The organism is Azospirillum sp. B4 (assembly GCF_000333275.1).
Taxonomy (GTDB): domain Bacteria; phylum Pseudomonadota; class Alphaproteobacteria; order Azospirillales; family Azospirillaceae; genus Nitrospirillum.
Map to the genome: position 1 here is coordinate 41225 of NZ_BACU01000485.1, position 11628 is coordinate 52852.

At 68.6% G+C, this 11628-nt stretch carries 13 protein-coding genes; 12 read left to right on the plus strand and 1 reads right to left on the minus strand.

The window, feature by feature from the left end; all coding sequences use genetic code 11:
- Positions 1-119: 119 nt before the first annotated feature.
- A complete protein-coding gene (locus tag I55_RS21065; protein ID WP_044562552.1) occupies positions 120-458 on the minus strand; it encodes a GIY-YIG nuclease family protein in 339 nt (112 codons plus the stop codon).
- Between the two features lie 260 nt (positions 459-718).
- Between I55_RS21065 and I55_RS21070 the strand changes: the two genes are divergently transcribed.
- The 12 genes from I55_RS21070 to dnaA all read left to right on the plus strand — a co-directional run.
- Positions 719-1432, plus strand: a complete 714-nt coding sequence (locus tag I55_RS21070; RefSeq protein WP_044562553.1) for an SDR family NAD(P)-dependent oxidoreductase — start codon at positions 719-721, stop codon at positions 1430-1432.
- Positions 1433-1452: 20 nt separating this feature from the next.
- Positions 1453-2322: an NAD(P)-dependent oxidoreductase gene (locus tag I55_RS21075; RefSeq protein WP_044562568.1), complete on the plus strand. Its 870-nt coding sequence runs from the start codon at positions 1453-1455 to the stop codon at positions 2320-2322.
- 398 nt (positions 2323-2720) lie between these two features.
- The gene (coaBC, locus tag I55_RS21080; protein WP_044562554.1) at positions 2721-3992 is read left to right on the plus strand and encodes a bifunctional phosphopantothenoylcysteine decarboxylase/phosphopantothenate--cysteine ligase CoaBC; all 1272 of its coding nucleotides are present in this window, start codon (positions 2721-2723) and stop codon (positions 3990-3992) included.
- Entirely contained in the window at positions 3992-4462 is a 471-nt protein-coding gene (gene dut, locus I55_RS21085; RefSeq protein WP_044562555.1) for a dUTP diphosphatase, read from the plus strand. The genes coaBC and dut overlap by 1 nt, the downstream gene beginning before the upstream one ends.
- An 18-nt stretch (positions 4463-4480) precedes the next feature.
- Positions 4481-4936, plus strand: a complete 456-nt coding sequence (locus tag I55_RS21090) for an Rrf2 family transcriptional regulator (RefSeq protein ID WP_044562556.1) — start codon at positions 4481-4483, stop codon at positions 4934-4936.
- Between the two features lie 17 nt (positions 4937-4953).
- Positions 4954-5925: a cysteine synthase A gene (gene cysK / locus I55_RS21095; RefSeq protein ID WP_044562557.1), complete on the plus strand. Its 972-nt coding sequence runs from the start codon at positions 4954-4956 to the stop codon at positions 5923-5925.
- Positions 5926-6119: 194 nt separating this feature from the next.
- On the plus strand, positions 6120-6938 hold the full coding sequence (locus tag I55_RS21100; RefSeq protein WP_044562558.1) for a molybdopterin-synthase adenylyltransferase MoeB: 819 nt from the start codon (positions 6120-6122) through the stop codon (positions 6936-6938).
- Positions 6928-7350 carry a DsrE family protein gene (locus tag I55_RS21105; RefSeq protein WP_083901306.1) on the plus strand — a complete coding sequence of 141 codons (423 nt, stop codon included), beginning with the start codon at positions 6928-6930 and terminating at the stop codon, positions 7348-7350. Before I55_RS21100 ends, I55_RS21105 begins: the two co-directional genes overlap by 11 nt.
- Positions 7351-7376: 26 nt before the next feature.
- Complete coding sequence (gene mutM / locus I55_RS21110) at positions 7377-8219, plus strand: bifunctional DNA-formamidopyrimidine glycosylase/DNA-(apurinic or apyrimidinic site) lyase (protein ID WP_044562560.1); 843 nt, start codon at positions 7377-7379, stop codon at positions 8217-8219.
- Positions 8220-8304: 85 nt separating this feature from the next.
- Positions 8305-8682: a hypothetical protein gene (locus tag I55_RS21115; protein ID WP_044562561.1), complete on the plus strand. Its 378-nt coding sequence runs from the start codon at positions 8305-8307 to the stop codon at positions 8680-8682.
- A 262-nt stretch (positions 8683-8944) separates the two neighbouring features.
- A complete protein-coding gene (rpsT, locus tag I55_RS21120; protein ID WP_044562562.1) occupies positions 8945-9208 on the plus strand; it encodes a 30S ribosomal protein S20 in 264 nt (87 codons plus the stop codon).
- Between the two features lie 916 nt (positions 9209-10124).
- On the plus strand, positions 10125-11628 hold a 1504-nt coding region (dnaA, locus tag I55_RS21125), incomplete at its 3' end, for a chromosomal replication initiator protein DnaA (protein ID WP_044562563.1).

Sequence of the window (11628 nt, forward strand, 5' to 3'; positions counted from 1 at the left end):
GCCCACACATGTGCGGGCTCGGAAATCTGCTGAACCATAGAGTCGGCAGGTTTCTCCAGGCCGGGCCATGTGTGGCCCGATCTGGAGGAACCTGCTTAGGGCATGAGAAATTCATGCCGCTAAATCATTTCCGCCTTCAGCATCGCCCGCCAGTGGGCGGCGCGGTCCTTCAGTTGGGCGCGGGCCAGGTAGGCGCTCTCCTCCGGCTCCAGCCGCTCCAGCACCTCGAAGGTGAAGGCGTCCGCGCCGTGGGTGGTCCAGGCGGCCTGCAGGCCCCGGTGGGTGTGGCCGCCGTGGCGCAGGCTGAACCATAGCCGGTTCTGGATGGTGTCCAGCGTCGGCGTGGGGCCGACCCAGACGGTGCCGGGCAACGCCGCGCAGCGCAGGGCGTAGATGCCGGGCTCCCCCTCCCGCTTCTTGTAGTCGGCGATGGCGGCCTTCCTGTCCTGGCCCTGCATGATGTGATCCTATTTCACCCGGGTGATATTGCTGCCCGCATATAATACCCGGGTGAAATTAGGTCAAGGCCGCGATGCCGGCTGGGCAGCGGGCAGATGACATTCTTTCAATCGCGCCTGCGGTGGCGCGGGGGCATCTTGGTCGCAGGCCCCTGACTTTCGCCGGGGCCGTCCCATATCAGGCATCTGCCTTCCCCCGGGCGCCGGCCCTGACCGCTACCGGGATGGCCGGCGTGCCCCAGCAGAAGAGGGTTTCCCCAATGTCGACTTCCCCCGCCCCCCACAGCCCCACGGCGCTCATCATCGGCGCCTCCCGCGGCCTGGGCCTGGCGCTGGCCCAGGAGTATCTGGCGCGCGGCTGGCAGGTCATCGGCACCGTCAGGCCCGACGCCCGGCCCGGTCCCCTGCACCAGGCGGCCGAAGCGTCCCAGGGCCGCCTGACGGTGGAGACGGTGGACATCGTCCACGCCGAACAGATCGCGGCCCTGCGTCAGCGCCTGGAGGGCCGCCGCATCGACGTGCTGTTCGTCAACGCCGGCGTCACCAACGATCCGCAGGAGACCGTCGGCCAGGTGTCAACCGAGGAGTTCACCCGGGTGATGGTGACCAACGCCCTGTCGCCCATGCGCTGTGTCGAGGCGCTGGACGATCTGGTGACGCCCAAGGGCACCATCGCCGTCATGTCGTCCGGCCTGGCCAGCATCACCAACAACATCAGCGGCGGGTGGGAGGTCTATCGCGCCAGCAAGGCGGCGGTGAACACGCTGATGCGCTCCTACGCCGCGCGCCAGCCGGCCCATGGCCGCACCCTGCTGGTGATCGCCCCCGGCTGGGTCCGCACCGACATGGGGGGGCCGCAAGCCATGCTGGATATCTCGGAGAGCATTCCGCGCGTGGTCGACGTGGTGACCGCCCAGGCCGGCAAGCCCGGCCTGCAATACCTGGACTACCAGGGCCAGACGGTCGCCTGGTGAGCGTGGAGGAGCATCAGGGCATGAGCAAGATCGCATTCCTGGGCCTGGGGGCCATGGGCGCCCGCATGGCCGCGAACCTGGTCAAGGCGGGGCACGCCGTCACGGTGTGGAACCGCTCCCCAGGCCCCGTGGCGGGTCTGACGGACCAGGGCGCCACCGCCGCCGCCACCCCGCGCGCGGCGGCGGTCGGGGCGGATATCGTCATCGCCATGGTGGCGGACGACACGGCGTCCCGGGCGGTCTGGCTGGACGGGCGGACGGGCGCCTTGGCGGGCTTGGCCCCCGGCGCGCTGGCCATCGAATGCAGCACCGTCTCCCCCGCGTGGGTGGCGGAGCTGGCGGCGGCGGTGGCGGCCACGGGCGCCGCCTTCCTGGAGGCGCCGGTGGTGGGTTCCCTGCCCCAGGCGCAGGACGGCAAGCTGATCGTCCTGGCGGGGGGCGAGGCGGCGGCTTATGACCAGGCCCAGCATGCGTTGGCGCCCCTGGCCGCCGCCGTCCACCACGTCGGCCCGGTGGGGCGGGGTGCGGTGCTGAAGCTGGCGGTGAACAGCCTGCTGGGCATCCAGCTGGCCGCCTGGGCGGAGATGATGGGCTTCCTGGGCAAGGCGGGGTTCGATGGCGCGTCCGTCCTCGACATCCTGACGACCTTGCCGATCGCCAGCCCGGCGGCCGCCAACTACGCCCGCATGATGCAGGCCGGCGATTTCGCCGTGCGCTTCCCCGTGGACCTGATGACCAAGGACTTCCGTTACGCCACCGCCGGCGCGGACGCGGTGAAGGCCGACACCCCCCTGGCGGATGCGACCCTGCGGGTGCTGGAAGACGCGCGCGAGGCCGGCCATGGCGCCGAGAACATCTCCGCCCTCATCCGCCTGTATGGCGGGCATTGATGCCCTCAGTCGCCGGGCGCCAGCATCCGCTGGCCCCTATGCGTGTCTTGGGGCTTCCTCGCTGCGCCCTGCGGTGCTCGCTCCGGCGGATGCAGTCGCATCCTACAGCGGCACGAGTCATAACCTCGTGCCGCTGGTCTTAGGTTCGGTCTTTGATTTGAAAGTCTCCCCGGCGGCTGTCCTTCCCAGGACTCCGCCGGGGCACTTTTTTGGGGAATTTCAAGTCCGATTCTCTGCCGCCTGTGCTGTGGTGGCGGCTTGAACTGTCGCTTGCGCAAAGCGCGTCGACTCCATATCTATTGATTTCACAACGCCTGGCCGTGCATTGATAAGATTGTCCGACCGAGCGTTCCGTTTCCCTGATATCCCTTGGGGGAACCGGTTCCCGTAGGTGCCCTTTGACCGCGACCCCAGATCACAGCGTTCTTGATGGCAAACGCGTCCTGCTGGTCATTTCCGGCGGCATCGCGGCCTACAAGTGCCTGGAACTGATCCGCCGCCTGAAGGAGCGGGGCGTGCGCGTCCGCGCCGTGCTGACGCAGGCGGCGACGCAGTTCGTGACGCCGCTGTCGGTGGCGGCCCTGTCGGAGGAGAAGGTCTACACCGACCTGTTCTCCCTGACCGACGAATCGGAGATGGGGCACATCCGCCTGTCGCGGGAGGCCGACCTGGTGGTGGTGGCGCCGGCCAGCGCCGACATCCTGGCGCGCATGGCGGCCGGCATGGCCAACGACTTGGGCACCACCGCCTTGCTGGCCACCGACAAGCCGGTGATGGTGGTGCCGGCCATGAACGTGATGATGTGGACCAACCCCGCCACACAGGCCAACGTCCGCACCCTGGAAGGGCGCGGCATCCGCCGCCTGGGCCCCGCCGCCGGCGACATGGCCTGTGGCGAGGTGGGCTCCGGCCGGATGGTGGAGCCGATGGAGATCGTGGCGGGCATCGCCGCCTTCTTCGCGGAGCAGGCGGGGCCGAGGCCGCCCATTCACAAGCCGCTGGCCGGCCGCCGCGCGGTGGTGACCAGCGGTCCTACCCATGAACCCATCGATCCCGTGCGCTACATCGCCAACCGCTCCTCCGGCAAGCAGGGCCACGCCGTGGCGGCGGCCCTGGCGGCGCTGGGTGCCGAGGTGACCCTGGTCAGCGGCCCCGTCACCCTGGCCGACCCGCGCGGCGTGCGCGTGGTGCGGGTGGAGACGGCGGCCCAGATGCTGGCCGCCAGCCAGGCTGCTTTACCGGCCGACATCGCCGTCTGCGCCGCCGCGGTGGCGGACTGGCGGGTGGTCGCGGCCGCCGGCGACAAGGTGAAGAAGGGCCCCGATGGTCCGCCCACCCTGACGCTGGCCGAGAACCCGGACATCCTGGCCACCCTGTCCCAGCCCGGCCCCCAGCGTCCCCGGCTGGTGGTGGGCTTCGCCGCCGAGACGCGCGACGTGCTGGCCTACGCCGCCGCCAAGCTGGCCCGGAAAGGCTGCGACTGGATCGTGGCCAACGACGTGGCCACGGGCACCGGCACCTTCGGCGGCGACGACAACCAGGTGCATCTACTGCGCCAGGGGACGGAGCCCGAGGCCTGGCCGCGCCTGTTCAAGACCGACGGGGCGATACGCCTGGCCCAGGCCATCGCCGACACCTTCACCACCAGCAACAGTCCGGAACCCGTTTGATGATCGAACCCGTCACCGTCGCCGTCACCCGTTTGCCCCATGGCCAGGATCTGGACTTGCCCGCCTATGCCACCGCCCAGGCCGCCGGCTTGGACTTGCACGCCGCCGTGTCGGCCCCGGTGGTGATCCCGCCCCTGGGCCGCGCCCTGGTGCCCACGGGCCTGGCCATCGCCCTGCCCGTCGGTTTCGAGGCGCAGGTGCGCCCGCGGTCCGGCCTGGCGCTCAAGAACGGCGTGACGGTGCTGAACGCGCCGGGCACGGTGGATGCCGATTACCGGGGCGAGGTGGGGGTCATCCTGGTGAACCTGGGCGACCAGCCCTTCACCATCGAACGCGGCATGCGCATCGCCCAGATGGTGATCGCCCGCCACGAGCGCGCCCGGTGGAACGAGGTCGCCAGCCTGGATGAGACCGCCCGGGGCGCCGGCGGTTTCGGGTCCACCGGCGTCACGGCCACGAAGGCGGTCTAATAAGAAATGGGGGAAGGGATGCTGCGGATTTCCAAGAAGCTGATGTTCGCCATCGAGGTGGTGCTGGACATCGCCTACAATGCCGGATCGGAGCCCGTGCAGTCGGGCGAGATCACGGCGCGCCAGGGCATCCCCAAGCGCTATCTGGAACAGGTGCTGCAGGCCCTGGTGCGGGCGGGCATCCTGGCCGGTGTGCGCGGCCCCCGGGGCGGCTACCGCCTGGCGCGCGAACGCCGCCGCATCACCGTGGGCGAGATCGTGCGCATCGTCCGCGCCCTGGAACAGGCCACCGACCCCATCGAGGACGCGGTGGGGGCGGAATTGGGGCGCCAGGTCGTCCGCCCGCTGTGGGCGGAACTGCAGGACGACTGCATGCGCCGCCTGGACCAGACCACCATTGAGGATCTGTGCCTGCGCGCCCACCGTGCCGGCATCGAAAGCGAAGCGACCCACAAGCTGGACTTCAGCATCTAACGGAACGGAACCCCACCATGGCTGACACCACCGCCTCCGCCGCTTTCCGCGGCCGTGTCTATGACAGCATCCTGGAAACCGTCGGCGCCACCCCGCTGGTGCGCCTGAAGCGCCTGGCCGAGGCCCACGGCGTGAAGGCCGACATCATCGGCAAGTGCGAGTTCTTCAATCCGCTGTCCAGCGTGAAGGATCGCATCGGCCTGGCGATGATCGAAGCGGCCGAGGCCGACGGCCGCATCTCCCCCGACCGCACCCTGCTGATCGAGCCGACCTCCGGCAACACCGGCATCGCCCTGGCCTTCGTGGCCGCGGCCAAGGGTTACCGCCTGATCCTCACCATGCCGGAAAGCATGTCGGTGGAACGCCGCCGCATGCTGAAGCTGCTGGGCGCCGAGATCGTGCTGACCCCGCCGGCCCAGGGCATGAAGGGTGCCATCGCCAAGGCGGAGGAGTTGGCGGCCGAGGCCGGCGACGCCTACATTCTGCAGCAGTTCAAGAATCCCGCGAACCCGGAAATCCATCGCCGCACCACGGCCGAGGAAATCTGGACCGACACCGCCGGCGGCGTTGATTTCCTGATCTCCGGCGTGGGCACCGGCGGCACGCTGACCGGTGTGGCCAGCGTGATCAAGGAGCGCAAGCCCAGCTTCAAGGCGGTGGCGGTGGAGCCGGAGGACAGCCCCGTCCTGTCCGGCGGCCTGCCCGGCCCCCACAAGATCCAGGGCATCGGCGCCGGCTTCGTGCCCGACATCCTGGATACCCACCTGATCGACGAGGTGCTGCGCATCTCCAACCAGCGCGCCTTCGAGACGGCGCGCCAGGTGGCCAAGCTGGAAGGCGTCGCCGTGGGCATCAGCTCCGGCGCAGCGCTGGCCGCAGCATTGGAACTGGGTGCCCGCCCGGGCAACGAGGGCAAGCAGATCGTCGTGATCCTGCCCAGCTTCGCCGAACGCTACCTGTCCACCGGCCTGTTCGACGGCCTGGATTGAGGGGCCTGGATTGAGGATCAAGCGGGCCGGTCACAGCGCCGGCCCCCTTGCCTTCGCTACGGTCATTTCTCATTTCACCTAGGCCGCGACTGCGGCCGCCGGAGCTTTCCGGGGAGCGGCAGCGGACCGGAAAGCGAGGATAAGCCAAGGGGCGGATGCCCCGCCGGCGTTTGAGGCCACTCAAGACTCCGCACATGGATTTTAATAACTCACAGATCGAGCGCTATTCCCGCCACATCATCCTGAGGGAAGTGGGGGGTGAGGGGCAGGCGCGGCTGTTGGGCGCCTCGGTCCTGGTGGTGGGGGCCGGCGGCCTGGGGGCGCCCCTGCTGCTGTACCTGGCCGCCGCCGGGGTGGGGCGCATCGGCATCGTCGATGACGACACGGTCGAGCTGTCCAACCTGCAGCGCCAGGTGGTACACGACATGACCTCGCTGGGCGTGCCCAAGGTCGACAGCGCCGCCGCCCGTATGCGCGCCATCAACCCCGACGTGGTGGTGGAGGCGCACCGCACCCGCCTGGGGCCGGGCAACGTCCGCGACCTGGTGCGCGCCTACGATATCGTGGCCGACGGGTCGGACAACTTCGCCACCCGCTTCCTGCTGAACGACGCCTGCTATTTCGAGCGCCGCACCCTGGTGTCGGCCGCCATGCTGCGCTTCGACGGGCAGATTTCCACGTTTAAAGCTTATTTGGGCAAGGCCCATGAGGGCCATCCCCATCCGTGCTACCGTTGCGTCTTTCCCGAACCGCCACCGCCGGGGCTGGTGCCGTCCTGCTCCGAGGCGGGGGTGCTGGGCGCCCTGGCGGGCACCATTGGGTCATTGCAGGCGCTGGAGGTGCTGAAGGAACTGCTGGGCATCGGCGACAGCCTGTCCGGCCGCCTGATGCTGTACGACGCCCTGGGGGCGTCCTTCCGCACCGTGCGGGTCAAGCCCGACCCGGACTGCCCCCTGTGCGGCGGCCATCCGACGATCACCGGCCTGCCGGGAGAGGATGGCCATGGGCACTGATCAGCCCGGCCTCTCCATCGTGCTGCAATCCGGCGGTTTCGACCGGGTGCACTACGCCCTGGTCCTGGCCACGGCCGCCGCCGCCATCGGCCGGCCCACCCTGCTGTTCGTCACCGGCGGCGCCCTGCCCTTCCTGCTGGCGGGCGATGGCTGGACGGGCCTGGGCGCGGCCGATGACGGATCGTCCCCGGCGGATCGGGAGCGGCAGTACGCCGCCGGCAACATCGCCACCCTGGCGGAATTGGCCGAGTCGCTGACGCCCTTGGGCGTGCGCGTCATCGCCTGCGAGATGGGCTGGCGCGTCCTGGGCCTGGATAGGCCCGCCTTGCGCGATGACGTGACGGTGGAAACGGCCGGCGTGGTCACGCTGTTGCAGGCCACCCCCCCGGGCGCCCATCTTATCCACCTGTGACCCCATCCCCCTGAAAGCGCCTCCCCATGCCTGAATTGCCCGAGGTCGAAACCGTGGCCCGGGGCCTGGCCCTGAAGATGGAGGGCCGCACCCTGGTGCGCGTGGCCCAGCACCGTCCCAACCTGCGCACGCCGTTCCCGGCGGGCTTCGTCCAGCGCCTGACCGGGCGCCGCGTGGCCGGCATCGGCCGCCGGGCCAAGTACGTGCTGGTCCGGCTGGATAACGACGACACGCTGCTGATCCACCTGGGCATGTCCGGCAGCATGGTGGTCAGCCGGGGGCCGGCCGGCGCGCCCGGCGCCCACGATCACGTGGTCATGGAAACCGACGATGGCGCCGTCGTCACCTTCAACGATCCCCGCCGTTTCGGCCTCATGGATTTGATCGCGGATGGGCAGGTGGACAGCCACCCCCTGCTGGCCAAGCTTGGGCCGGAGCCTTTGGGCAATGAATTCGATGCCGATACCCTCTCGGCCCGGCTGGCCGGCAAGATGACGCCCATCAAGGCGGCGCTGCTGGACCAGCGGGTGGTCGCCGGCCTGGGCAACATCTACGTCTGCGAGGCGCTGTTCCGGTCCGGCATCAGCCCGGAGCGGTCGGCGGCCAGCGTGGCGGGCAGGGACGCCCAGCGCCTGGTGCCTGCCATCCGGGATGTCCTGACCGAGGCCATCGCCGCCGGCGGCAGCTCGCTGCGCGACTATGTCCAGTCGGATGGCGAACTGGGCTATTTCCAGCACTCCTTCGCCGTCTATGGACGGGAGGGGGAAGGGTGCCCCGGTTGCGACTGCGACATCAATCGCACTGGGGGGGTGCGGCGGCTGGTGCAGGCCGGCCGATCCAGCTTCTTTTGCGCGCGGCGCCAGCGCTGACGCATGCGGCCTTGGGCGTTGCCCGACCCTGCTGGCTCAGGCACCCTAAGGGCTGCCGACCGCCCGCGTTATCCCGGAAGACTGAATGCGCTTCGCCCTCTCCGCCGCCTTCTCCGCCCTTCTGCTGCTGGCGGCCGGCCCAGGCCGGGCGGGGCCGGCGGAACCGGGCTTCGTGCCGGGGGTGGAGGACTTGCCCCTGATGCCGGGACTGACGGCGCCGGCCAGCGCCGCCGTCGTCTTCGACCAGCCGGGGGGCCGCATCGTCGAATCGGCGGCCCAGGGCGATGTCGGCACCGACGCCATCGTCGCCTTCTACACCCAGACCCTGCCCCAACTGGGCTGGCGGCCGGCCGGCACGGGGCGCTGGGCGCGGGAAGGCGAGCGGCTGGAGATCACGGCGACTCGGGACGGCGCCGGCCGGCAGGCGGAAACCATGGTGCGCTTCGTCCTGCGCCCGCAGTGAGTCATCACCAAAGATGACCCCCTAGGGGCGGTAGAGCATTCAAGTAAAACCCCATCATCTTGGGGGAAATCGACAGAATCGCCGGTGTTCGGCTTTAGACTCGTTGAATCCGGGGGACGGGGATGCCCAAAGCAGGGACGTGCCCGCCGGATTTTGGTCTAGTCTGGCCCGGTTTTTAGGGCCGTGCCGCTTGACGGTTTCGTGGGGAGGGGGTATAAGCCCGGCCTTCCACGGCAAGGGTCGTGTTCGAAAAGGGTTTGTCATGGCTAATCATAAGTCCGCTGAAAAGCGTATCCGTCAGACGGAAGTCCGTACCGAAGTCAACCGGGCCCGTGTGTCCCGTATCCGCACCTTCGTGAAGAAGGTTGAGCTGGCCCTGGAAGCCGGCGATAAGACCGCCGCCGCCGAGGCGTTCAAGCTGGCCCAGCCGGAAATGATGCGGGGCGTCTCCAAGGGCGTGCTGCACCGGAACACCGTGTCGCGTAAGCTCTCCCGCCTGTCCATCCGCATCAACGCTCTGGGCTGATACGCTGGCCGCCGTCGCCTTGGCGCGGGCCTTCAGCCCAGACGTCGAGGCGGTGGTTCCGCTCTTGCCCCGTGGAAATGTGCGAGGGCCGCGTCCTGCCGGAATCGGCGGGGGCGCGGCCCTTTCATTTCCGGTGCCCCGTTACTGCGTTCACATCCACCTATTCTTACAGAATAGTCCGAAGGGTGGGCGCCAGAGGGGGTGGGTGAGTATCATTCGGTCTTTTTCGTTTGTTCCCTTTTCGAGCCTATTGCGAGTCCCGGACGGCCCGACTAGCATCAGCCGATGTGCGGGGTCGTTCTCCACGATGAAGTAATCAAGCGGCGGGAACGCCTGCGCAAACCGATGGCAGATGAATATTGATGTCGACGCTTGGCGCTCTACGTCATTCTGGCACCGGTAGATTTCTGAATCTTTGAAGAAGATCATGTATCTGCGGGAGATTCTTTAAAATGAGTCCCGTAAGATGCGCGGTTTTGTTTGCGCGTTAGAGTTTTGGTCTGCCTGTTATTTCAGCGGAATGGTGCCGTGCGGGGCAGGGGTGATGCCCCGGAAGCCCGGCGCCGGTCACATTCCGGTGGGAGGAAAGGCGGTCACGGAACCGGCCGGGACAGGGCCGACGACAGGGGCTGGCGAAGCGGGGTTGGGGCGGTGTCGATAAGGAACGGACCCGGTGGGGTTCCGGTCTTGGTCACCGTCATGCCGGCTGTGTCCGGCCCATCCCCGTCTCACGCGGCCCCGGGCTGTCGCCCGAACCTCCGGCCCACAGGCTGTCGCCTGGGGGTGAACGGGGCGTCCCGCCATAAAGGTTCCGGTCCGATTTGATCCGGCTGTCAGGCCGGCTGTCGTTGGCCGGTCATGTCGTCGAGGTTGATAGTCCGGGTCCGGAAGGCGTTGGGGCAGGAGCGAAGCGGGAATGTCGGTTCAGGCATCTCTGGATCAGCAGTGGGCGCGTGTCAGCGGGCGCCTGAAGGACGAGGTGGGTGAAACCGCGTATCGCAGCTGGCTGAAGCCGCTGACCGTCGAGGACTTCATCGGCGGGCAGGTGCGCATCGTCGTGCCCACGCGCTTCATGCGCGATTGGATCCGCACCCATTACGCCGACCGCATCCGTGCCCTGTGGACGGGGGAGAACCCTGGCGTCCAGTCCGTGGAAATCGTCGTGGCCCCGCCGCGGGGCGATGCCGGCCCGCTCGGCAACACGCTGGGGGCCGGCCTGAACGGCGCCGCACGCGCCGCCGCCAGCACCGCCATGGATGCCGCCGCCCTATCGGAAACCGGCGCGGATCGCCTGCCCACCTATGACGAGGTCAACGGGGCCGCATCCCTGAACGGGGCGCCCGAGGCGCCGGCCCTGCCGGCCTTCATCGGGGGCGCCAGCCTGGGGGAGGAGCGCGACGACGTCTCGGCGCTGCTGGACCCCCGCTTCACCTTCGAGAACTTCGTGGTGGGCAAGCCCAACGAGCTGGCCTTCGCCGCCGCCCGCCGGGTGGCCGACGCCAGCGCCGTGACCTTCAACCCGCTGTTCCTGTACGGCGGCGTGGGCCTGGGCAAGACCCACCTGATGCACGCCATCGCCTGGCACATCCGCAAGAAGGACCCCGCCCGCCGGGTGATCTACCTGTCGGCGGAAAAGTTCATGTACCAGTTCATCCGGGCCCTTCGGTACAAGGACACCATGGCGTTCAAGGAGCAGTTCCGCTCCGTCGACGTGCTGATGATCGACGACGTGCAGTTCATCAGCGGCAAGGACAGCACCCAGGAAGAGTTCTTCCACACCTTCAACGCCCTGGTGGACCAGAACCGCCAGGTCATCATCTCCGCCGACAAGAGCCCGTCCGACCTGGAAGGCATGGAGGAGCGGTTGCGCTCCCGCCTGGGCTGGGGGCTGGTCGCCGACATCCACCCGACCACCTATGAGCTGCGCCTGGGCATCCTGCAGTCCAAGGGCGAGCAGATGCGGGTGCAGATTCCGCAGAAGGTCCTGGAGTTCCTGGCCCACAAGATCACGTCCAACGTGCGTGAACTGGAAGGCGCCCTGAACCGCATCGTGGCGCATGCCGAGCTGGTGGGCCGGGCCATCACCCTGGAATCAAGCCAGGAGGTGCTGCACGACCTGCTGCGCGCCAGCAACCGCCGGGTGACCATCGAGGAAATCCAGAAGAAGGTGGCGGAACACTACAACATGCGCCTGGCGGACATGAGTTCCGCCCGCCGTGCCCGCGCGGTCGCCCGCCCGCGACAGGTGGCGATGTACCTGTCCAAGCAGCTGACCGCCCGCTCCCTGCCCGAGATCGGCCGCAAGTTCGGCGATCGCGACCACACCACGGTGATGCACGCCGTGCGCAAGGTGGAGGAGCTGTGCGCCACCGACCCCACCTTCTCCGAAGACGTGGAACTGCTGCGCCGCATGCTGGAAG

Excerpts from the sequence above, each read along its gene's own strand:
- I55_RS21070 (WP_044562553.1), top strand. The coding sequence starts at position 719 with ATGTCGACTTCCCCCGCCCCCCACAGCCCCACGGCGCTCATCATCGGC.
- I55_RS21105 (WP_083901306.1), top strand. The coding sequence starts at position 6,928 with ATGGGCACTGATCAGCCCGGCCTCTCCATCGTGCTGCAATCCGGCGGT.
- mutM (WP_044562560.1), top strand. The coding sequence starts at position 7,377 with ATGCCTGAATTGCCCGAGGTCGAAACCGTGGCCCGGGGCCTGGCCCTG.
- I55_RS21100 (WP_044562558.1), top strand. The coding sequence starts at position 6,120 with ATGGATTTTAATAACTCACAGATCGAGCGCTATTCCCGCCACATCATC.
- I55_RS21115 (WP_044562561.1), top strand. The coding sequence starts at position 8,305 with ATGCGCTTCGCCCTCTCCGCCGCCTTCTCCGCCCTTCTGCTGCTGGCG.
- rpsT (WP_044562562.1), top strand. The coding sequence starts at position 8,945 with ATGGCTAATCATAAGTCCGCTGAAAAGCGTATCCGTCAGACGGAAGTC.
- I55_RS21090 (WP_044562556.1), top strand. The coding sequence starts at position 4,481 with ATGCTGCGGATTTCCAAGAAGCTGATGTTCGCCATCGAGGTGGTGCTG.
- I55_RS21075 (WP_044562568.1), top strand. The coding sequence starts at position 1,453 with ATGAGCAAGATCGCATTCCTGGGCCTGGGGGCCATGGGCGCCCGCATG.
- I55_RS21065 (WP_044562552.1), bottom strand. The coding sequence starts at position 458 with ATGCAGGGCCAGGACAGGAAGGCCGCCATCGCCGACTACAAGAAGCGG.
- cysK (WP_044562557.1), top strand. The coding sequence starts at position 4,954 with ATGGCTGACACCACCGCCTCCGCCGCTTTCCGCGGCCGTGTCTATGAC.
- dut (WP_044562555.1), top strand. The coding sequence starts at position 3,992 with ATGATCGAACCCGTCACCGTCGCCGTCACCCGTTTGCCCCATGGCCAG.